General features: G+C 69.7%; 15 protein-coding genes and 1 pseudogene. 9 read left to right on the forward strand and 7 right to left on the reverse strand.

The annotated features are described in order from the left end of the window. Positions 1 to 14: 14 nt before the first annotated feature. From ACF1AG_RS22605 to aztD, 3 genes are all read left to right on the forward strand, one after another. Positions 15 to 1,250 (forward strand): hypothetical protein, encoded by a 1,236-nt coding sequence (locus tag ACF1AG_RS22605; RefSeq protein WP_230230026.1) that lies wholly within the window; start codon positions 15 to 17, stop codon positions 1,248 to 1,250. Continuing rightward, a complete protein-coding gene (gene aztC / locus ACF1AG_RS22610; protein WP_387797989.1) occupies positions 1,247 to 2,224 on the forward strand; it encodes a zinc ABC transporter substrate-binding protein AztC in 978 nt (325 codons plus the stop codon). The genes ACF1AG_RS22605 and aztC overlap by 4 nt, the downstream gene beginning before the upstream one ends. Before the next feature lie 88 nt (positions 2,225 to 2,312). Then, positions 2,313 to 3,515 (forward strand): zinc metallochaperone AztD, encoded by a 1,203-nt coding sequence (gene aztD, locus ACF1AG_RS22615; RefSeq protein ID WP_387797991.1) that lies wholly within the window; start codon positions 2,313 to 2,315, stop codon positions 3,513 to 3,515. A 104-nt stretch (positions 3,516 to 3,619) separates the two neighbouring features. Here aztD and ACF1AG_RS22620 read toward each other — a convergent pair whose 3' ends face one another. The 3 genes from ACF1AG_RS22620 to ACF1AG_RS22630 all read right to left on the reverse strand — a co-directional run bounded on the left by ACF1AG_RS22620 (position 3,620) and on the right by ACF1AG_RS22630 (position 7,343). Further along, positions 3,620 to 3,865, reverse strand: a complete 246-nt coding sequence (locus ACF1AG_RS22620; protein ID WP_387797993.1) for a hypothetical protein — start codon at positions 3,863 to 3,865, stop codon at positions 3,620 to 3,622. A 1,050-nt stretch (positions 3,866 to 4,915) separates the two neighbouring features. Then, positions 4,916 to 6,130: an IS256 family transposase gene (locus ACF1AG_RS22625; protein ID WP_387798041.1), complete on the reverse strand. Its 1,215-nt coding sequence runs from the start codon at positions 6,128 to 6,130 to the stop codon at positions 4,916 to 4,918. A gap of 169 nt (positions 6,131 to 6,299) precedes the next feature. Further along, positions 6,300 to 7,343 (reverse strand): NAD(P)-dependent alcohol dehydrogenase, encoded by a 1,044-nt coding sequence (locus ACF1AG_RS22630; protein ID WP_387797995.1) that lies wholly within the window; start codon positions 7,341 to 7,343, stop codon positions 6,300 to 6,302. A 94-nt stretch (positions 7,344 to 7,437) separates the two neighbouring features. Between ACF1AG_RS22630 and ACF1AG_RS22635 the strand changes: the two genes are divergently transcribed. Further along, a complete protein-coding gene (locus tag ACF1AG_RS22635; protein ID WP_387797996.1) occupies positions 7,438 to 8,034 on the forward strand; it encodes a TetR family transcriptional regulator in 597 nt (198 codons plus the stop codon). Positions 8,035 to 8,216: 182 nt separating this feature from the next. On the opposite strand, the pseudogene ACF1AG_RS22640 reads toward ACF1AG_RS22635, so the two are convergent. Beyond that, positions 8,217 to 8,327 (reverse strand): annotated as a pseudogene (locus ACF1AG_RS22640) (isocitrate lyase/phosphoenolpyruvate mutase family protein); the annotation flags it as partial. 63 nt (positions 8,328 to 8,390) lie between these two features. Between ACF1AG_RS22640 and ACF1AG_RS22645 the strand changes: the two are divergent. Then, positions 8,391 to 8,924, forward strand: a complete 534-nt coding sequence (locus tag ACF1AG_RS22645; protein ID WP_387797997.1) for a GNAT family N-acetyltransferase — start codon at positions 8,391 to 8,393, stop codon at positions 8,922 to 8,924. A 250-nt stretch (positions 8,925 to 9,174) separates the two neighbouring features. On the opposite strand, the gene ACF1AG_RS22650 is transcribed toward ACF1AG_RS22645, so the two are convergent. Beyond that, the gene (locus ACF1AG_RS22650) at positions 9,175 to 9,858 is read right to left on the reverse strand and encodes a DUF2238 domain-containing protein (RefSeq protein ID WP_387797999.1); all 684 of its coding nucleotides are present in this window, start codon (positions 9,856 to 9,858) and stop codon (positions 9,175 to 9,177) included. Positions 9,859 to 10,242: 384 nt separating this feature from the next. Here ACF1AG_RS22650 and ACF1AG_RS22655 point away from each other — a divergent pair, with 384 nt between their 5' ends. The 4 genes from ACF1AG_RS22655 (at position 10,243) to ACF1AG_RS22670 (ending at position 18,876) form a co-directional block, all read left to right on the forward strand. Beyond that, a complete protein-coding gene (locus tag ACF1AG_RS22655; protein WP_387798043.1) occupies positions 10,243 to 13,353 on the forward strand; it encodes a discoidin domain-containing protein in 3,111 nt (1,036 codons plus the stop codon). A 465-nt stretch (positions 13,354 to 13,818) separates the two neighbouring features. Beyond that, positions 13,819 to 14,778: a glycoside hydrolase family 43 protein gene (locus ACF1AG_RS22660; RefSeq protein WP_387798047.1), complete on the forward strand. Its 960-nt coding sequence runs from the start codon at positions 13,819 to 13,821 to the stop codon at positions 14,776 to 14,778. A 325-nt stretch (positions 14,779 to 15,103) separates the two neighbouring features. Next, a complete protein-coding gene (locus ACF1AG_RS22665) occupies positions 15,104 to 17,155 on the forward strand; it encodes a phosphocholine-specific phospholipase C (protein ID WP_391810304.1) in 2,052 nt (683 codons plus the stop codon). A 1,040-nt stretch (positions 17,156 to 18,195) separates the two neighbouring features. After that, a complete protein-coding gene (locus ACF1AG_RS22670) occupies positions 18,196 to 18,876 on the forward strand; it encodes a PAS domain-containing protein (protein WP_387798003.1) in 681 nt (226 codons plus the stop codon). A gap of 100 nt (positions 18,877 to 18,976) precedes the next feature. On the opposite strand, the gene ACF1AG_RS22675 is transcribed toward ACF1AG_RS22670, so the two are convergent. Both ACF1AG_RS22675 and ACF1AG_RS22680 read right to left on the reverse strand, forming a co-directional pair. Beyond that, a complete protein-coding gene (locus ACF1AG_RS22675) occupies positions 18,977 to 19,495 on the reverse strand; it encodes an RNA polymerase sigma factor (RefSeq protein ID WP_145824326.1) in 519 nt (172 codons plus the stop codon). A gap of 62 nt (positions 19,496 to 19,557) precedes the next feature. Continuing rightward, complete coding sequence (locus tag ACF1AG_RS22680; RefSeq protein WP_387798006.1) at positions 19,558 to 20,862, reverse strand: condensation domain-containing protein; 1,305 nt, start codon at positions 20,860 to 20,862, stop codon at positions 19,558 to 19,560. Positions 20,863 to 21,151 lie beyond the last annotated feature (289 nt).

Here is a 21,151-nt window from a genome sequence, read left to right on the forward strand (position 1 = left end):
CAGAGGCGATTGCCATGACCGTACGCAGAAACGTCACCCCATGGGCATCGGCCGCACTGGTGCTCACCGCGCTGCTCACCACGAGTTGTGGAGGCCAGGCAAGCAACACCCCGCGGTCTGCAGCGAGTTCCCCGTCCGCCGTCCCACACGGACACGTCGAGGGAGCCCGGGAGGCCGCCGAGCAGCAGTCCCGGCTCCTCCTCAACGACCCCGGCAGCGGCGACACCAGGATCCTCGACCTCATCACCGGCCAGGTGCACACCACGGCGCAGGTGAAGGACGCCGCCCGGCTGGGGACCGACGGCAGGTTCGGCTACCTCCACACACTCGGAGGCACGCACGTCCTCGACAGCGGTGTCTGGATGGTGGACCACGGGGACCACGTCCACTACTACAGCGCGGCGACACGAGACGTGGGTGAGCTTCCCGCCGGCGGCCGCGCGCAGGTGCGCAGCGACGCCGCCGTGACCGCGGTGACCGACGATAACGGGCGCACCCTCCTCTACGACCGCAGCGAGCTGGAGCAGGGGAAGATCGCAGCTCCCACCACGCTGCCGGGCACCCACACCGGCGCCGTCGTCCCGTACGAGGAGCACCTGCTCGCCCTCAGGAAGGGAAGCGGCACCACCGAACTCGTCGTCCTCGACCGCAGGGGAAAGAGCGTCGCCTCATCGGACGTGACGTGCGAGGAGCCCCGAGGGGACGCCGTGACCAGGCGCGGCGTGATTTTCGGCTGCGCCGACGGCGCCCTGCTCGTCCGCGCGCACAACGGTGCCTTCACCGCCGAGGCGATCCCGTACGGCACGAATGTCCCCGCGACGGAGCGGGCCACCGTCTTCCGTCATCGGCCCGGCAGCGACACGCTCACCGCCGCGGCCGGAGACGACGCCGTCTGGGTCCTCGATGTCGCCGAACGAACCTGGATGCGTGTGAACACCGGACCGGTCGTCGCGGTCAACACCGCCGGAGAGGGATCCCCGTTGCTTGTCCTGGAAAGCGACGGCTCGCTGCACGGCTATGACATCGCCACCGGACAGCAGACCGCGCGGACCGAGCCGCTTCTGACGGGAGGGAAGCGGGCCGGCACCGACGGCGCCGCCCCCGTCATCGAGGTCGACCGCAGCCGCGCCTACGTCAACGACCCCGACGGGAAGAAGGTGCTCGAGATCGACTACAACGACGGCCTGCGTGTTGCGCGCTCCTTCGACCTGGACGTCAAGCCGGTCCTGATGGCGGAGACCGGACGATGAGCCGGACCGAGGCGAAGCAGCGCGCGAGGGTCGGCATCGCACGTCTGCGCAGCCTGCTCCTGGGCCTGCTGGCACTCGTCGTGGCCGCCACCGCCACCGCCTGCACCTCCGGCGACGACCGGCCCGACATCGTCGTCACCACCAACATCCTCGGCGACGTCACCCGGGAGATCGTCGGTGACGAAGCCGACGTCACCGTCCTGATGAAGCCCAATGCCGACCCGCACTCCTTCGGCCTCTCCGCGGTGCAGGCCGCCGAGCTGGAACAGGCCGACCTGGTCGTCTACAACGGCCTGGGACTCGAGGAGAACGTACTGCGACACGTGGACGCCGCCCGAGAGTCCGGCGTCGCCACCCTCGCGGCCGGCGAGGCGGCCGACCCGCTCACCTTCCGTACGGCCGACGACGGCGGCCCCGAGGGCGGAACAGAAGAGCCCGACCCCCACTTCTGGACCGACCCCGAGCGGGTGCGCAAGGTCACCGCCTTGATAGCCGACCAGGTCATCGAGCACGTCCATGGCGTGGACGCCGACACGATACGTGGCAACGCCGACAGCTACGCCAAGGAGCTCACGGAGCTCACCGCCTGGATGGCGAAGTCCTTCGACCGCATACCAGCGGGTAAGCGGGCCTTGGTCACCAACCACCACGTCTTCGGTTACCTCGCCGACCGATTCGGCTTCCAGGTCATCGGCGCGGTCATCCCCAGCGGCACGACGCTGGCTTCGCCCAGTTCCTCGGACCTCCGCTCACTCACCGAGGTGATGGAGCGGGCGGACGTACGCACCGTCTTCGCCGACTCCTCCCAGCCCAAGCGGCTTGCCGAGGTACTGCGTACGGAGATGCGCGGCCAGGTCCGTGTCGTCGAACTCCACTCGGAGTCGCTGACCGCCAAGGGCGAGGGCGCCGACACCTACCTGCGGATGATGCGCGCCAACACCACCGCCATGGTCCGCGGCCTGACCGGCGCCTGACCTGCAGCGTCTCCCTGCCCGCCGGCAGGCGGGCCGACACCGTCACACCACACCGCCGCCACCGGGCGGCGCGGAAAGGAACACACAGATGAACAAGTCGATGCGCAGCAGAGCCGTCCTGGGCGCGGCAGTCGCCCTGGCGGCCTCCACGGTTCTGACCGCCTGTGGAGGGGGTGACTCCTCCTCTGCCGACGCCAGGGCCGACGGGACCGCGAGCGCCACGCCCGCAGCAGCGGTCAAGAATCCGCTGGTCGCCACCTTCGACGGCGGCCTCTACATTGTGGACGGGGAGAGCCTGAAGCTCGCCAAGGCCATCGGGCTTCCCGGCTTCAACCGGGTCAACCCCGCGGGCGACGAGGACCATGTCATCGTCTCCACCGACAGCGGATTCCGCGTCCTGAACGCCACCGACCAGACCCTCACCGGCATCGAGTACAAGGGCGCCAAGCCCGGCCATGTCGTACGCCACGCGGGCAGGACCGTGCTCTTCACCGACGGCACCGGAGAGGTCAACGTCTTCGACCCCGCCGATCTGGGCAGCGGCAAGAAGCCGGAAGGCCGCACCTACACCTCCGCCGAGGCACACCACGGTGTCGCCGTCGAACTGGCCAACGGCGAACTCCTCAGCACCCTGGGCACCGAGGAGAAGCGCACCGGCGCGCTGGTGCTGGACGAGAACAACAAGGAGATCGCACGCAACGAGAACTGCCCCGGCGTCCACGGCGAGGCGGCAGCCAGGGCGGAAGCCATCGCCGTCGGGTGCGAGGACGGCGTCCTGATCTACAAGGACGGAAAGTTCACCAAGATCGAAGCCCCCGACGACTACGGTCGTATCGGCAACCAGGCCGGCAGCGACACCTCACCGATCCTCCTGGGCGACTACAAGACCGACCCCGAGGCCGAGCTGGAGCGGCCCACCCGCGTCTCCCTCGTCGACACCGAGAAGAAGAGGCTGCGTCTGGTGGACCTGGGCACCAGCTACTCCTTCCGCTCACTGGCCCGTGGCCCGCACGGCGAGGCCCTGGTTCTCGGCACCGACGGCGCCATCCACGTCATCGACCAGAACACCGGCAAGATCGAGAAGAAGATCCCCGCCGTGGGCGAGTGGCAGGAGCCGCTGGACTGGCAGCAGGCCCGGCCCACCCTGTTCGTCCGAGACCACACCGCGTACGTCTCCGACCCCGGCAAGAAGGCCCTGCACGCCATCGACCTGGACACGGGGAAGAAGACCGCCTCCGTCACCCTGCCGGAGAGCACCAACGAACTGTCGGGCGTCGTTGCCGGACACTGACGGCGCGACCTGCCCTCGCCACAGCGGCCCGCCGCGGGCCGCTGTGGCCGCTCTCCACCTTGTGGGCCCTCGCCGTCACCCCCCCGGTGGCGGCGATGCGGCGCTCACTTGTACTGCAAGACCTGGCGCATCCGGTGGAGGCGCTCCAGGGAGCGGCGTCGCATCCACAGAACCCAGAAGCACAGCGCGACCACGCCGGCCGCGAAGACGAGAGGGGAGACGAGGGACCCGCTGAAGGCCCCGAATACGACCAGGGCGATCACGACGATGCCCATGGTGCCGAGCCAGTAAGGCAACCCCTTGCGGGCCCTTTCCACCTGGTCGAGCTGCTCGGCCACCAGCCGTCGCACGGCCGCCTGTTCCTCCGGTGTCTTGTAGCCGACGCGGCGCGCCCTCCTTCCCTCGCGACGGCCACCTGCACATACGGCGCACGAATGCCTGAGATCCTCCCGGCTCCTGCGGATCGGCTGAGGCTGCTTGTGCCGAGAGGGTCTCGTGGGGCCCCGATTTCGATCTCCGGGCCGGAGGATCAGCCGAGGGGCCGGCCGTAGAGGACGGGCGGTCTCACTCTCCGGCAGCAGGGGGCGGCGTGCTTGCGAGTGCGCAGGGGACCCGACGCCCACGATGCCCAGCCTCACCGAAGACATCGGCCTGGCCCACGCCCCGCGCGGTACGCACCCTTTCGGCCGACGGCTGAACTGCGGCTGATCCAGCAGATCCCTCCTCGGGTTCGGTGACGGGTTCCGTGGCCCGCTCGGAACGGTGTACGCGATTCCGTTTGCCCGAACGGGCGCGTGAGTCGTCCACACTTCAGGGAGCGCGGCAAGGGGAGCCAAGCCGTTGAGCGTGGCTTGTGGTGCATTCGCCGCCCCCAGAACGAGCTGCTCTTCCACGATCGGACTGGTCATGACCGCGATCAGCCCTGGGCCGACCGACGTCAACTCGTCCACCAGGCAGAGTCATTGGGCCTGGGACGCCGTGCCAGGCCGAGGGACACAGTCCCTGAGGGCGCTGGCCTGCTCGTTCGTGATGGACACCGCCGTAGGTGGTATGTGCATGTTGGACGCCTCTCGGGGACTGGCGTGCTGATCAGGCTCCGCGTCGGGGCGGGGTGGGTGACCTGCATGAGCCAGACGCTGCTGGTCCTTGCTGCGGTTGGGGAATGCGCCGACAACGGGGTGATCAGTCACCTCGAGCCCGCCTGACCGCACTTGCGTGAAGGGAGGAGAGAGAGCCTATGGACACTGGTTGACGCCCCGGCAGGTCTCCTTCGACGGTGTCCGCGAAACCCGCTCGCCGTCGACCGTGTCCACGGCTCCCGTGCTTGTCGGCGGGCTTGCCGTCGGACGAGTCGCTTCGCCGGCGGTCAGTGGTCATGTCCCGTGTCGTGGTGTAGGTGATCAGTCGTCTGACGTGGCGGGCAGGACGATTGTGTCGTCGGGATAGAGGGCGTCCATGCTTTCGTTGGAGAGGTAGCGGCGGGGGAAGGCGATCCATTCGTCGTGGAGTTCGGCGAGGACCGCGGTGGCCAGACGGAGGACGGCGGGCGGGTTCGGGAAGACCTGGACGACGTCGGTGCGGCGTTTGATCTCCCGGTTCAGCCGTTCCAGCGGGTTGGTGGACTGGATCTTTTTCCAGTGCTGGTGGGGGAAGTCCGCGAACGCGGTCAGATCCTCCTTGGCCTCCAGCAGCATCTCTTTGACCTTGGGGAACTGGCGGCCGAGCATGTCGGCGACGGTGTCGAGCTGGGTGCGGACAGTATCCGCGGTGGGCTGGGCGAAGATGGTGCGGATCGTCGCGGCGACCATCTCCGCCGAGCCTTTCGGGATCGCGGCGAAGACATTGCGCACGAAGTGGACCCGGCAGCGCTGCCAGGCGGCGCCGAGCATGACCTTGCGGATCGCTTTGACCAGGCCGCTGTGGCTGTCGGAGATGACCAGGCGGACGCCACTGAGGCCACGTTCTCGCAGGTGGCGCAGGAACTGGGTCCAGAAGGCTTCGGTCTCGCTGTCGCCGACCATGACGCCGACGACTTCGCGGCCGCCGTCCTGGGTGACGCCGGTGGCGATGACGACGGCCTGCGAGACGATGCGGTGGTCGACGCGGGCCTTGACGTAGGTGGCGTCGAGGAACAGGTAGGGAAACCGGATGTGGTCCAGCGGACGGGTCCGGAAGGCGTCCAGCTGTTCGTCCAGGTCCGCGCAGATCCGGGACACCTCACTCTTCGATATCCCGGTGTCCGAGCCCAGGGCCTTGACCAGGTCATCGACCGACCGGGTGGACACGCCGTGGACGTAGGCTTCCATGACGACCGCGTAGAGAGCCTGGTCGATGCGCCGGCGGCGCTCGAGGAGGCTGGGGAAGAAGCTCCCGGCCCGCAGTTTCGGGATCGCGAGCTCGAGGTCGCCGGCCTGCGTGGTCACCGTCTTCTCGCGGTGCCCGTTGCGCCAGGTGGTGCGGGTGTCGGTGTGTTCGCCCCACTCGGCGCCGATCTTTGTGGTGGCCTCTGCCTCGATCAGTTCCTGCAGCAGCCTTTCGGCGACCTCGCGGACGAGTTCAAGACCATCAGCCGAACGTAGTGACTCAAGCAGGCGAAGTAGGTCATGCTGGGACAAGGCCACCGTGCACCCCCTGGGGTCGAACTGCCCGTTCACTCCGGACAGTTGCACGGTGGCCTGCCAGTTGAGCAGGGAGTACTCACCGGCAGACGGTGCACTCCAGGGAGTGGAACCCGCGCACTCAACCGCGGAGATCCCCTACACCACACAGCGGGACGCCATCCGGTCAGTCCAGGTCGGACATGTCGAGCACGAAGCGGTAGCGGACGTCGTTGCGGGCCAGGCGTTCGAGCGCCTCGTTCACCTGGGACGACGGCAGCAGTTCGATGTCGGCGGTGATGCCGTGTTCGGCGCAGAAATGCAGCATGGCGGCGGTGGACGGGCGGCCTCCGCTGCCGGCGGAGCTGAGTTTCTTGCGGCCGATGAGCAGGTCCATGGTCTCCACGGTGACCGGTCCGAGGTGGCCGAGATGGCTGAGGGTGCCGTCCACGGCGGTGACGCGCAGGTACGGAGCCAGGTCGTGGGGAGCGGAGATGGTGTCGATGACCACGTCGAAGTGGTCGCGGACCGCTTCCATCTGCTCCGCGTCGGTGGACACGATGAAACCCTCGGCCCCCAGGCCGCGCGCTTCGTGAGCCTTGTCCAGAGACCGGCTGATGACGGAGGTCGTGGCGCCGAGTGCCCTCGCCATCTTGACCGCGAGGTGTCCGAGGCCGCCGAGCCCGGCCACGGCGACGGTGCTGCCGGGGCCCACTTCGAGCGCTTGCAGCGGTTCCCACACGGTGACGCCGGCGCAGAGCAGTGGGGCTGTGGCGGCTGCGTCGAGGCCCGCAGGGAGAGGGTAGGTGAACCGATTGCTCACGACGTATTCGCGGGAGTATCCGCCCAGGGTGGTCGACCCGTCCTGCCGGTCGGTTCCGCCGTAGGTCAGTGTCGGGAACTCACGGCAGAAGTTCTCCTGGCCGGCCCGGCACATGCGGCAGGTGCCGCACGAGTCGACGATGTTGCCGACGGCCACGGGGTCGCCCGGGGAGAAGTCGGACACCGCGCCGCCGACCTCGGCCACCACCCCGGTGAACTCATGCCCGGGTACGAGCACGCCGTTCGTGTCGCTCCCGAGCGCCTGCAGCGCGTGGAGGTCTGTGTGGCAGACACCGCAGTAGTCGACACGTACCGCGATGTCGTCCGGGCGCAACTCCCGGCGCTCCAGCGCAGCGCGGCGCAGAGTGCGTGTCGTGCCGTTCGCCTGCCATCCGGTCGTGGAACGCATTTCTGACTCCTAAGACAGACTGTTCGGTCTGTCCGACGGTAGTGGGGTGAGGTCCGAAAGGCAAACAGACGAGTCTGTCTGTTAAGGTCACGATATGCCTGACCAGCCATCGAGCAGTCGCGGAGCCGCTACTTACCAGCGCATCGTCGACGCTGCCACCCAGGAGTTCGCCCAGTACGGCATCGCCGGTGCGCGCATCGAGCGGATCATCACCGCCGCGCGCACCAACAAGGCTCAGCTCTACGGCTACTTCGGGAACAAGGAGCAACTCTTCGACGCGATCTTCTTCGCGTCACTGGAGCGCATCACCAACGTCGTCCCCATCGACGCCACGGACCTCGCCGACTGGGCGGTGCGCCTCTACGACGAGTACCTCAGCCGCCCCGATCTGATCCGGCTGGCGACCTGGGCGCGGCTGGAGCGGCGCCCGACCGGGCATCTCGTGGCGGACCACGACCACTACGACGACCATAAACTCCGTGCGATCGCAGAGGCCCAGGCCGCCGGGCGCATCAGACAGGGAGACCCCTTCGACGTGATGGCCATGGTCATCGCCATGTCCATGGCGTGGTCTCCGGTGAGCAACGTCTACGCCGCCTCGGCACAGGAACCCGAGAGCGTGCACAAGCAGCGACGCACCCTGCTGCGGGACTGCGTAAGCCGCGCCGTCGCCCCGGACCGGGGTGCCTGAGCGCTATGACGGTCAGGGCCCGAGGCGCAATGGCACCACGCAGCCCCGAAGGCCGGTAACGGCCACTCGGGGCTGCCCCGTTCAGCGCAACCGAACTCCGCTGAGGTGGTTCACCTCCGCGTCGGTCACCTCCGCGGCAAGCGAAGTGACACCGCTGGCCGGCCCGTAGCCCGGCCAACCCCTCAGGGTGCCCACCCCTTGAGCATGTCCTTCATCGCGTCCGCCATGGCGAATTGCAGCAGTGGGCCGTAGCTGATCCGGCCTACACCGAGACGGCGGAAACGCTCAGGATCGCATTGTCGCCGTCGTGGGCGTCGGATTACGGCTGAAGGCCCTTTCTTCGGCAGGATGGTGGCATGACCGAGATCCGCACCCCCCGTCTCCTCCTCCGAAGCTGGCACCACGATGACCTTGCCCCGATGGCGGACATCAACGCGGACCCACGGGTCATGCGCTGGGTCGACGACGGTTCGGTGCGCGACCTGGATGACACGGCCGAGGAGATCGAACGCTGGGAGGAGGAATGGGACGAGGAGGGCTTCGGGCTCTTCGCCGTCGAACTGTTGGCTTCGGGCGAACTGATGGGCTCCACGGGGTTGTCGGTGCCCGAGTTCCTGCCGGAGGTGATGCCCGCCGTGGCGATCAGTTGGCGTCTGGGCTCACAGTTCTGGGGCCAGGGATACGCCTCCGAAGCAGCGCACGCCACCTTGGAGTTCGCGCTCCAGGACCGCGGCGTGGACCGCGTCATCAGCATCAGCCGGGTTGGGGACACTGCCTCTGAGAACGTCATCCGCAAGCTGGGCATGGTGCCCGAGCGGGAGACGGTACATCCGGTGTACGGCTGTCCACTGCGCGTTCACGCTATCGACCTGACCGAGTTCACGGCGTAACTGAGCACTTCTTTGCCTTGCTCGCGCGCCTGCCCCCTGCCGCCCGTGCCGATGCGCCAGCAGGGTCGATGCCGCGGACGAGCGCCCGGGTGGGGCATCAGGACCCGGGCCGGCTCGCCGCCCCCCTCGCCGGCCCCGCCGCACATCTCGTCAGCCGAGAGCACATCTCCTCTGGGCAACTCGGGCACACCTCGCAGCCGTCACCGCACGGCTCCTCGCTCCGCACACCACGCCGGGCCGAGGGACCGGCTCAGTCCTTCGCCGCAGACGGCAGGCGAGTGAGGCTGCGGTCGTGCAGGCGGCCGAGGAGCAGCATTGAGCAGGTGGCGCCGATCAGCGCGCAGAACATGTCCCACTGGGTGTCCCAGACATCGCCCTGAGTGGCCAGAAACGCGTCGGCGGCCTGTCCGCCGATCACGGCCGCCGCCCATTCCAGCATCTCGAAGACGGCGCTGAAGGCGAGGCAGGCGCAGACCGTCAGCGGGGCGAGCCAACGACTGCCGCGCAACGGTGAGGTGCGGACCAGGAGTTCCCGGACCAGGATCGCCGGGACGAAGCCCTGCATGAGGTGGCCGAAGCGGTCGTAGGGATTGCGCTCCAGGCCGAACCAATCGCGCACCCAGTCACCGGCCGGCACTTCCGCGTAGGTGTAGTGCCCACCCACGATCAGGACCAGTGCGTGAACACCGAGGAGACCACACAGCAGGCCGCTCAGCGGGAACCGCCTCCGCAGGAGGATCGCCAGGGGCAGGCCCACCATGACCCAGACCGTCTCCAGCAGCCAGGTGGTCGGGTCCTTGGCACCCCACGCAGACGCGAAGAGCGCTGCGGCGACGACGGCCACGAGAACGGCGGGCAGGCGGCGACCGGTAGCGCCGGAGGCCGGCGGTGCGTCCGACGGCGACGGGATGACGGACATGCTGGTGGCGGACATCGTGTGCTCCTTTTGTCTGTGTGCTGCCGCCATCCTGGGGGTGGTCGCGAAGCCCGGCATGAGCGCTCCTACTCATCTGCCGGGTGGGGAGGGCGGGTTGGGACCGCAGCGGGAGGACCGGGGGCCGCCCGCCATGCCCACAACTGGGCTCGCCACCCGATCATCACCGGGCCGGACCATGCGGCCGCTGCCGCGACCGCCTGCAAAGCGGCCGCCCGTCCGAAGCCGACGCGCCGGAATTCCGCTGGAGGCGCGTGACGCGCCCCCGCTCACCGTCTGCCGGGGCAACCTCTTGACGTATCGACTGGCGGACCGAAGAATTCACGCCATTGCCTGACAACGTTGTCTGACCGAGAGGTGCCGCGCGTGCTGCCGAGATCCCCCATGGACCGTCGCCGCTTCATCCAACTCCTCGGCGCCACGGGTGCGCTGGCCTCCCTGCCTCTCGCCGCGGGCAGCGGCACCGCTCAGGCCCACGGACAACACCGGAGCAGCACGGCATCCGACCCGGTGGCGGACATCTATCACCGCGTCCTGCTGAACCACACCCGTTGGACGGAAACCCAGTGGGACGCGGCCCGCGGCTACTACACGGACAAGGATTTCGGCTTCGCCGTCGTGCTCGGCCATGCGGTTCTGCTCACCCGCGGCAGCTTCGACGATGTCCGAGCGGGGACGGAGAAGCAGGTCATCAAGGCTCGGACAATTGCGACCATCAAGCACTTCGCAGCGTCCAACAGACTGACGGGCGGCACGCAATGGGGCCGGCGACTGTTCTTCGACACCACGTTCCAGCTGTACTTCGTTCTCGCCGCGCGGCTGCTGTGGGACGACCTCGACGAGACCACTCGCTCCCGTGTCGACATCATCGCCCGTGAACAGGCTGCCTACACCACGGAGTTGGGCACAGGAAACGACCCGGCTTCGGGCAGCTGGACCCCTCGAGGTCTGCTCGGCGGCCACGAAGGAGACACCAAGCTCGAGGAGATGGGGGTCTACGCGCAGTCCCTGGCCCCGGGGCTGGCCTGGGCCGTGGACGACCCACGGCACGGTGACTGGGCCACAGCCTTCGGTGCGTGGTCGCGCAACGAGGCCGGACTGCCCCAGGCGGACCTGGCGAACCCGGCGCGCGTAGACGGGGCTCCCGTCTCCGACAACACCGCCCGCAACCTGTACGACACCTTCATCGTCGAGAACCACGGCTCGTTCGGCCCTCACTACCAGGAGGAACTGTGGCGCACATCGGGCCGTAACGCCGCCCACTTCATCGCCGCGGGCCGGCCGCTGCCCCAGGTGCTCACCAACCAGCCCAACGCCGATCAGCTGTGGAGCACCCTCCTCGGTGTCATGAGCGACGCCGGTGAGCCGCTGATGCCGATGGTCGACGACCGAGAGCACCTCTACGGCCGCGACGTCATCCCGCTCGCGTTCCTCGCCCAGGTGGCGGGGGACAGGGCTGCCGCCCGGGCGGAAGTCGCCCTGGCGGAGCGACTGGAGGCTTACCAGAGTTACCCGCCGGAATACCGGATCGCGAAGTTCTCGGGCGAACCGAAGTACGAGCCCGAGGCCCGAGCGGAAGTCGCCATCAGCTACCTCCTGCATCTGTGGGCGAACGAACAAGGCCGTACCGTCCGCCCCCTGTCCACGGGCGAACTCTTCGAACACGCCGCGGGCGTCACCGACTTCGGCCCCGGACCCGGCCTGGTGTCACACCAGACGCCCGGGGCATGGGCGGGTGCCGTGACCAAGCCAGGCTTCGTGAAGTTCGCCTGGCAACCCGGCCACGACGACTGGCTCTTCAAGCTCAGCGGGTCCACGCCGATGTTCCTGCCGACGACATCCCTCAAGGCGACGCAACGCCGGGTGCGGACCTACCGCAGGAGCCGGGACGGATTCGACGGCAGCGCCACGATGCTCCAGGTGGGGTCCGGGCACGCCGGATTCACCACGCTTCCCTCCGGTGCCGTCGTGTACGCGACGTCGGGTGTCGCGGCGGGGGAGGGGCACCTGGAGATCCACAATCTGACGATGCCGGGCGTGCCCGGTCTGACCGGGGCGCGGATCTACCGCTTCGCCGAGGGGAGCGCCACCGTCGCCTCGGCCGACTCCCGGCCGGCCACGCCGGCCGCGCGCGTCGACGAGGTGACGTTCGCGCGCACCGAGGTGCGGCATCTGCGCATGCTCGGTGTGCGACCCGACCCGACCTACGGATACTCGCTCTTCGCTTTCGAAGCACGCGACGGCGCGGACGGCGCCGATCTGGCCCGGACCGGTACGGCCACCGCCTCCTCCCACGACACCGGCAGGGAGCCGGCGCTGGCGGTGGACGGCAGCACGACCACCCGGTGGGCCGTGTCACGGGGCGACCGCCCCCGGGCGGACAGCTGGCTGGCTGTGGACCTCGGTGCTCCGCACGCGGTGGACCGGGTCACCCTGCGCTGGGAGGCCGCCGCGGGACGCGCCTACACGGTGCAGGGGTCTGCGGACGGAGTCCAGTGGGAGGACCTCGCTTCCTGGCCGGTGCCCGACGTCACCAGCCGGGGCGGATGGCTGGACGTCGACGGCCGCGCAGGACTGGTGGTGCGGGGCGCCGCCTCCGGCCTGACGGTCCACCAGGACGAGATCATCCTCGCCGACGGCCCGGCCGCACCCCTCCTGGTCGAAGGACTCCCCGGCGCCTCGCCCCGTAGCCTGCGCGAACGGGCGGCGGCACCCGCGCCACGAACGGACGCCGAAGCCGTCCGCGCCGCCCTCACCGACGATCACCTCAGCCTGTTCAACCTGTCGGACGAGCCCGTTACGACGCGCGTCGACGTACCGCAGACCGGGCCGGCGAGGCTGCTGTTCGAGGGACTCCAGACCCTCACCGACGGCGGCACCGCCTACGACGCCGAACTCGACGCGGCGGAAGCCCGGCTGCTGCCGCCACGGCTGACCGTACGCCCGCTCAACGGCCGTCTTCTGCCGACGGGTCTGCGGGCGCGCGTGGTCGACGGCTCGACGGTCGAACTCACGGGGCCCGCCTGCCGCGTGCAGGTGACCGCCCAAGGGCGCAGTGAGGTGGCGGTGGTCAAGGCCGGCCGCACCACGGCGGTCACCGTGAAGCGGGCCACCGCCTACCCTCTGCGTGATCTGGCACTGGGTTGCACGGTGTTCCCGACCAGCCCCTTGCCGCCGGGCATGTCGGACCCGTCCGCCGCTGTCGACGGCGACCCGGCGACCGCGTGGACGCCCGGCCCGAACGGCCGGCTGGTCGTCGACCTCGGCGCCCGGCTCCGTGTCCGCGACATCCGCACGGCATGGACGAACGGCCACGTACCGGGACTGCGCGTCGAGTTCAGCAGTGACGGCCTCACCTACACCCCGGCCGGACAGCTCACGGGCCGTGGCCGCGACCGGTGCCTCAGCACGGACATCACCGCCCGCTACGTGGCCCTGGCGACCGACGCGGGACACGAGGGCGGCGGCCGTCTGATCCACCTGTCCCTGCAGTGACACCAGGCCCCCTCCAGGCCGACGGTTCACCCACGACGTAGCGCGGCCCTCCCTGCCCCCGACAGCCTGCTGTCGGCCGGGAGGGCCCTCGTGCGGGTGGGTCCGCCAGCCGATCATCACCCCAGACGCTTGAGTTCGGCGTCCCTTCGCACGTGATCGGCACTGCACCTGGGGATGCGTATCAGCCTCGCCGTTCCTCTTGACAGGGCTACCCGCCGACGCAACCGTTGAGAGCGCTCTCACTCATGTCGTGTACATACACGAGGAGAACTGATGCGCGCTTCGCGTTGGCTCGCCGGTGCCGTTCCGCTGGGGCTCGTCGGCCTCCTCGCGCTCGGGCAGGTCGCGATCGCCGCCGAGCCGGACGAGCGGCCTGCCGGCCGGCACGCCCAGGAGACGGACAGGGACGTGACGCAGCGGGCAGTTGCCGTGTCGGACCAGCCCTCAACGCTGGGGCGGTCCCTGGTGGGCGGGGCGGACCCGACCGTGATCAACGTGGGCGACCTGTATGTCTCGGCCAAAGCCGTGGACGGCGGTATCGCGGTGCGCACGGCCGCCACCCCGGAGGCCGTGGCCACCGCGCCCAAGCACCAGGTATGGCGCGACACTGCCGGTCTGGGCGAGGTGTGGGCGCCGGAGATCGTGCACCACGACGGCCGGTACCGGATCTACTTCGCCGCCGGCCGAGGCGCGGCCCACCGGATGTACCACATAGGGTCAGCCAACCCGACGTCCGGTTACTCCGGGGCCGTCAAGGTGTCCCTGCCCGGCGACAAGTGGGCCATCGACGGGGTGCCCTTCACCTACGACGGGCAGCGCTGGTTCGTGTGGTCGGGCTGGTCCGGCGACACCAACGTCGAACAGAACCTCTACATCGCCCGGATGAGCAGCCCCACCGCGGCCACCGGCGGCCGGTACGTCATCTCGCAGCCGCGCGAGCCCTGGGAGCGGGTCGTGGGCAACCCGTACATCAACGAGGCTCCCCAGCCCGTCGTCGACCCCTCCGGGCGGTTGCACGTTGTCTACTCCGCGAACGGCAGCTGGAGTGACAAGTACTGCATCGCCGACTTGCGGCTGCGTGCGGGCGGCGACCCCACGTACGTCTGGGACTGGTACAAGAGCAACGGCTGCCTCTTCGGTTCGCACGCGCCGTCCATGATGTCCGGCTGGACTCCGACCGTGAACGTCGACGGACCCGGCCACCACTCGTTCATCCTGCCCCGGGGCGACGTCAACGCCGCTCCGCCCTCCGGAAACCGCTTCCCCACCCTGTACCACGCGGTCGCCAAGGGCACCCCGTACTCGTGGTCCAACCGCTACTGGTACTCCGGAACAGCGGTCTGGTGGAGCAACACCACCTACCGGCGCGCCAACGTTCCCGGCAGCACGACCGATGCGGGCTACAGCCTGAAGTTCTTCGAGTAGGCAGGCTAGTTGCCCTGTTCCGACGCTGCTCGGCGGTTCCGAGGCGGAGCCGAGGAGCTTCCGGGGGAGTGGGGCGACTTCGCCCCACATCCCAAGGTCGGCTCGAGGTGCACCGTCCGGGGCTGATTGCCGCGCTTTCGGTCCGTGTCTCTGTCACGACCCGGACCCTCCTGGCGAGCGGTCTGCCGCATCCGCCGTACCGGCGACTTTCACACCCCCGTCATGCGCCCCTTCCTTGGCGTTCGGTGCCCCTGAAACACTTCTTCCGCACAGATTCCGTCACGTTCCGGTCGTCCCACACCTCTGGATGAGAGGTCCGTCCCACATGCCCGAAGTCATCCGGCGTCGCTTTCTCCAGCTCGCGGGCGCCACCACGGCCTTCAGCGCCCTGTCCGCCAGCATCCAGCGCGCCGCCGCCCTGCCGGCGAACCACCGCACCGGGTCGATCGAGGACGTCGAGCACATCGTCGTCCTCATGCAGGAGAACCGCTCCTTCGACCACTACTTCGGCACCCTGAGAGGCGTCCGCGGCTTCGGCGACCCCCGCCCGGTCACCCTCGACAACGGCAAACCGGTCTGGCACCAGGAGAAGGACGGCAAGGAACTCCTGCCCTTCCACCCGGACGCCGACGACCTCGGCATGCAGTTCCTGGAGGGCCTGCCGCACTCCTGGCCGGACGGCCAGCAGGCCTACAACGGTGGCAAGTACGACCGGTGGGTTCCCGCCAAGGGCACCTCGACCATGGCGTACCTGACCCGCCAGGACATCCCCTTCCACTTCGCCCTCGCCGACGCCTTCACCGTCTGCGACGCCTACCACTGCTCGTTCATCGGCTCCACCGACCCGAACCGCTACTACATGTGGTCCGGCTGCACGGGCAACGACGGCAGTGGCGGCGGCCCGGTCCTGGACAACGCCGAACTCGGCTACGGCTGGACCACCTACCCCGAGCGCCTGGAGCAGGCCGGCGTCTCCTGGAAGGTCTACCAGGACATCGGCGACGGCCTGGACGCGGCCGGCTCCTGGGGATGGATCCAGGACGCCTACCGCGGCAACTACGGCGACAACTCCCTGCTGTACTTCGACAAGTACCGCAACGCACAGCCCGGCGATCCCTGGTACGACAAGGCCCGCACCGGCACCGACGTCAAGAACGGCGACGGCTACTTCGACCACCTGCGCGCCGACGTCAAGACCGGAAAGCTGCCCCGGATCTCCTGGATCGCCGCCCCCGAGGCCTTCTCCGAGCACTCCAACTGGCCCTCGAACTACGGCGCCTGGTACATCGCGCAGGTCCTGGACGCCCTCACCTCCAACCCCGAGGTCTGGTCGAGGACGGCCCTGTTCATCACCTACGACGAGAACGACGGATTCTTCGACCACGTCGTGCCGCCGCTGCCGCCGAAGGACGCCTCCCGCGGCTTGTCCACCGTCGACGTCACCCCCGACCTCTTCCCGGGCGACGGCCGTAGGACGGCCGGCCCCTACGGGCTGGGCCCTCGCGTGCCGATGCTGGTCGTCTCGCCCTGGAGCAGGGGCGGCTACGTCTGCTCCGAGACCCTCGACCACACCTCGATCCTGCGGTTCATGGAACGCCGCTTCGGGGTGCGCGAGACGAACATCTCGCCGTGGCGCCGGGCGGTCTGCGGCGACCTGACGGCCGCGTTCGACTTCTCCCGCAAGGACGCGCGCCCGGCCTCGCTGCCCGGCACCGACGCGTACGAGCCGCAGGACCGCGAACGCCACCCCGACTACAGGCCCACCCCGCCCGCCGACCCGCGCATGCCCCGGCAGGAGCGCGGACTGCGCCGCTCCCGGCCGCTGAAGTACGCCCCGCACGTCGACGCCTCCGTCGACGCGGCCGCAGGGAAGCTCACCCTCACCTTCGCCTCCGGGCCGAAGGCCGGCGCCGCCTTCCACGTCACCTCCGGCAACCGCACCGACGGTCCCTGGACGTACACCACCCAGGTCGGCCGGACGCTCCGGGACACCTGGAACTCGGCGTACTCCGCGGGCTCCTACGACCTGACCGTGCACGGCCCCAACGGCTTCGTGCGCGTCTTCAAGGGTTCGAACAGCACAGCCGGCTGCGAGGTCACCGCCCGCGACCGGGGCGACGACATCGAGCTGACCTTCACCCATAGGGGCGCCGGCACGGTCCGGCTGCGGATCGCCGACGGCTACGGCGGCAGGCCCTCGGCCGTCACGGTCCGCCCGGGCGCGGCCGTGCGGCGGACCGTAGACCTCACCAGAAGCCGCCGCTGGTACGACCTGACCATCACCTCCGACGCCGACAATGCCTTCCTGCGCCGGTTCGCCGGGCACGTCGAGAACGGCCAGCCAGGCGTGAGCGACCCGGCGAACCTCACCAAGTAACCGTGGTGAGGTGCCCCGAATCGTGCGGCCGGGGCCGAGTCGGCTCCAGGACACGTCACGGGCATCGCCTGTGTTCGCGCTGGATGCGGTCACCGGTCGTGCGGCTCGGTCCGGACCGGTTCGAACATGGGAGTGGACGGAGTGGCGTGGACGCGTAAGAGAGTGCTGCGCACTGCGGTCAAGGTGTCCGGACGCGTGCCGATCTTGTTCCGGAGGTCCGCTACGTGGAGCTCCGTTCACCGGACTCCAGGCGCGTCGGATGCCCCGTTGACATCGCGTCACCGACGGCATCGGCCCGGCTCACGCCCCGCGCGGCACGCGGCCCTATTCAGCCGACGGCCGAACTGTGGCTGATCCGGCAACTCCCTCCTCGGGTTCTGTGGCCCGGCCGGCACGGTACACGAGGTTCCGTTTGCCCGAACGGGCGCGTGAGTTGTGAGCACTTCTGGGAGTGTGGCAAGGGGTGACAAGCGTTGTCCGTTGCCGGCGGCGCATTCCAGAGGCGGTGTTAGCACTCCGCCGTGATTTGTTTGGATCGGGAGTTCTCCGTGCCCGAAAGGGGCCCGCGTACGGAACAGTTGGCGAGTTACTGAGTTCACCTGACAAACTCTTGCCTCAAGGGGTGCCTCCCCTTAGTCTCTAAGGCGACCCCGCAAATGAACCCCCTCTCCGTACTGTGGAGGTTCCAGTGCCGCGCACTGCCCGAACGGGCTTCTCGTCACGGCAGGACGTACGGTTCGCCCGCCCGCCCCGTCGTCGGCCGACGGGACCGCGCCGCGAGATCGAATGGTCATGACAACGTTATCCAGGTGACCGGGACGACGGTCGCCTCGGCACCGCTTCCTCTGCTCACCCCGACCCGCACCGGGGCCCGGCGCCCGACGCCGGCCCTGAACGACGCGGACACCCGGCTCAGGCCACCGACGAGGTGGCATGCCGTCACCGGGCGCTCGCCGACACCCAGGCACAGCGCACCGGTCCGCTCCGCGTCGGCACACACTTCCCAGCCCCCCACGCGCAGGAAGAAGGACGGTACGTCCGTGGCGACCACGAGTTTCCCCGACGCCTCGCCCCGTAAGAAGAAGACCGCCGCCGCGCCTGTTCCGGCCCGCCGTGACCTGATCGGCGCGCCGGACGGTCCCACCCAGGAAGCCGCCTGCACGGCCCACGTGTCCCCCCGGACACTGGCCGTCACAGCCGCGGAACCGGCATTCTCCCGGCAGTTCGGCCTGAGCGTCGACGAGATATGCGGACGCGGCCTGCTCGAACTGCTCCGTTCCCCGGTTCCCGGACAATTGCGGGAACAGTTCGCCGCGCTTTCCTCCGGGCGTTGCCGGAGATTCAGGGAAAGGGTGACGTGTCGCGACGGAGAGGGCCGGAATGTCCCGGCCGAAATCACCGCGATCGCCGTCGGACAGCCCACGGGTGAGATCGTCGGTCTGGTCGTCCTTCTGCGCCGGGCCGAGCAAGCGGCCGGCGGCGGACCCGTGGTCAGCGCTCTCGACGCGCAGGTGCTGGAAGGTGTGGCGCGTGGCGAGTCCACGGTGCAGTTGGCCTCCCGTCTCTATCTGAGCCGTCAGGGAATCGAATATCGCGTCGGTCAGATGCTGCGGCGTTTCGACGCCCCCAACCGGCCCGCTCTGGTGGCGCGGGCGCACGCGCTCGGGATGTTCGCCGAGGGACAGTGGCCGCCGCGGGTCCTCCCGGAGCGCGTGGGGTAGTGCGAGGTCGGGGCGTGACGCGCCCCGCGGAGGCGGCCGTGGCGGAGACACACCGCCACGGCCGCCGTCGTAAGGCCCGCCCCGGGGTGGGGCGCCGGCGTCACGCTGCCGAGGGCTGCCACGCCTCCTGGAACCGGCGGCGGGCCCGGAACAGACGCGAGCGGACGGTGCCCACGGGCAGCGCGAGCACCTCGGCCATCTCCTCCTCGTTCAGCCCGTAGGCGCGCAGGGTGAGGACCTGCCGGTGCGCCTGGGACAGCCGCCCCATCACGTCACTGATGTGCACCGCGTCCAGGGGATTGGTCTCCTCCCGCGAGTCCACCTCGGAGCAGCAGCTCTCCGCGCCGAAGCGCCTGGCGGTGCGGATGGCTTCGCGGACCGTCACCGAGCGCACCCAGCCGTAGAACGCCGCCGGTTCCCGCAGGGAACCCAGGCCGCGGTAGACGGCGAGCAGTGCCTCTTGCGTGGCGTCGGCCCCGTCGTCGTGGGTGATGGACCTGCAGATGCGCGCGACGTAGGGCGTGATGGCGGTCAGCAGGTGGTTCATCGCGTGCTCGTCGCCGGCCTGGGCCCGGGGGAGCAGCGTCAGGGGAGAGGGCAGTTCGCTGACGGTCGTCATGGCGGACAGAGGTTCCTTACACGGCCGGGCGGGCGGGGGTCGGAGGGGCGAACGGGCGGTGCTCAGCCGGTGGCGTGGGCGAGCCCTGGTTCCACGACGTCCGTGAAACGCAGCAGCCCAGTGCGCACGTCGTCGCGGAACGCCCGCATGAAGGACGGGGTGTAACAGGCGGTGGAGTGGGGGAACTCGATGGACAGCCGGCCCGCGAAGGAGACGACGCACGCCATGACGGGGCTGCGTCCCGCCTGCGGGAAGTAGTGCTCGCGAGCCGGGACGAGGCGCACGTCGGCCGCCCGCAGTCCGTCCGGCAGCCGCGGACCGGGGACGACGCCCATGTTCGTGGCGATCACCGTGGCCAGTTGCAGCGCGGGATTGCGGGGGATCTCCGGTGTGATGCGCATCTCGTGGAAGTGGTCGCCGCGGGCCAGGAAGTCGCCCAGCCGGGCGTGCACGGCGCGGGCCAGCTCCAACGGCTCGGAACGCGCGGCCACGTCCAGGGTCTGCAGATGGGTGGTGACCGCGGGGACCAGGTCGGAGGCGGGCACCGGCGGGGTGAGTCGCGCACGCAGGTCGACGGGGGAGAGGCAGCCGAGCGTGCGCGCCCCGTCGTCCCCGGCCAGGCGCCGCCGGGCGGTCACCAGCAGCGTCGCGGCGATCAGGGCGTGCACGGAGACGCCCGAGGCGCGCGCCGTACCGCGCAGCCGGGAGGTGAGGTCCGCCTCCAGGATCAGCCGGCGGACCTCGATGTGCCCGTCCGGGCCGGCATCCTCCCCGATCGCGGCGTCGTACGGCACCAGCTCGACCGGGTGGCGCCGTATCTCCGCCAGCCGGCCGTCGAGGTACTTCGCGGTGTCGGCCTCGTCGGCCGGAGGAAGCAGCCGGCTCACGGGCTCGGGCCAGCGGGGGAGTTCCGGAGCGGCGGTGCCGTCGGTGGTGCCTTCGACCAGCGCCCGGTAGCGGTCCCACAACGAGTTGTGCACCGCGATGCTGCTGTGGCCGTCGGTGACGGTGTGGTCGATCACCAGCACGAACAGGTGGCTCCGGCCGTCGGGCGCGCTGACCAGCACGGCACGGCTGAGCGGGCCGCCGACCGGCAGCGGCCTGTTCAGCTCCGCCGCGTAGGCCTCCTCCTCGTCACCGGTCCGGGTGATCAGCCGGGGCCGCTCGTCCGCGCCGAGGACGCGCAGCACGTGCCCACCGCCGTCCTGTTCGATGCGGGAGCGCAGCGGCGGGTTCGCCTCCGTCAGGGCGTCGAACGCGGCGGACAGCGCCGCGAGGTCCACCGGTCCGCGCAGGGTGCAGGACAGCACGGCCCTGCTTCTCTGGCCCACATAGAGCGTCTCGACCGGACACAGCACACGGTGCATGCCGTCAGCCTTCTTTCCGTCGTTCGTTCCGGGAATCCACGGTCCCGGACACAGCTGCCACCGCGGCGGTCCGCGGGGAGGTCGGGGGGCCGTTCGAGAGTGCACGCCCGACCGCGGCCGAGGCCAGCCGTGGGCCCGGTGCGCGGCGAAGTCGCGTGATTTCCCTAGAAGTTGCGTGTCGGCGCGCACTCCCCGGCATACCGAAGTTCAGGGAAATCCCTGAACCGGTGTCCCGGGAGCCGGTTCGCCTTGACCCCGCCGGTTCCGGTGCAGCACCGTGCTGTGCCGT

This window comes from Streptomyces sp. NPDC014764 (assembly GCF_043082785.1).
Classification (GTDB): domain Bacteria; phylum Actinomycetota; class Actinomycetes; order Streptomycetales; family Streptomycetaceae; genus Streptomyces; species Streptomyces althioticus.

Excerpts from the sequence above, each read along its gene's own strand:
- ACF1AG_RS22630 (WP_387797995.1), bottom strand. The coding sequence starts at position 7,343 with ATGCGTTCCACGACCGGATGGCAGGCGAACGGCACGACACGCACTCTG.
- ACF1AG_RS22645 (WP_387797997.1), top strand. The coding sequence starts at position 8,391 with ATGACCGAGATCCGCACCCCCCGTCTCCTCCTCCGAAGCTGGCACCAC.
- ACF1AG_RS22650 (WP_387797999.1), bottom strand. The coding sequence starts at position 9,858 with ATGTCCGCCACCAGCATGTCCGTCATCCCGTCGCCGTCGGACGCACCG.
- ACF1AG_RS22635 (WP_387797996.1), top strand. The coding sequence starts at position 7,438 with ATGCCTGACCAGCCATCGAGCAGTCGCGGAGCCGCTACTTACCAGCGC.
- aztD (WP_387797991.1), top strand. The coding sequence starts at position 2,313 with ATGAACAAGTCGATGCGCAGCAGAGCCGTCCTGGGCGCGGCAGTCGCC.
- ACF1AG_RS22680 (WP_387798006.1), bottom strand. The coding sequence starts at position 20,862 with ATGCACCGTGTGCTGTGTCCGGTCGAGACGCTCTATGTGGGCCAGAGA.
- ACF1AG_RS22675 (WP_145824326.1), bottom strand. The coding sequence starts at position 19,495 with ATGACGACCGTCAGCGAACTGCCCTCTCCCCTGACGCTGCTCCCCCGG.
- ACF1AG_RS22655 (WP_387798043.1), top strand. The coding sequence starts at position 10,243 with ATGGACCGTCGCCGCTTCATCCAACTCCTCGGCGCCACGGGTGCGCTG.
- aztC (WP_387797989.1), top strand. The coding sequence starts at position 1,247 with ATGAGCCGGACCGAGGCGAAGCAGCGCGCGAGGGTCGGCATCGCACGT.
- ACF1AG_RS22605 (WP_230230026.1), top strand. The coding sequence starts at position 15 with ATGACCGTACGCAGAAACGTCACCCCATGGGCATCGGCCGCACTGGTG.
- ACF1AG_RS22665 (WP_391810304.1), top strand. The coding sequence starts at position 15,104 with ATGCCCGAAGTCATCCGGCGTCGCTTTCTCCAGCTCGCGGGCGCCACC.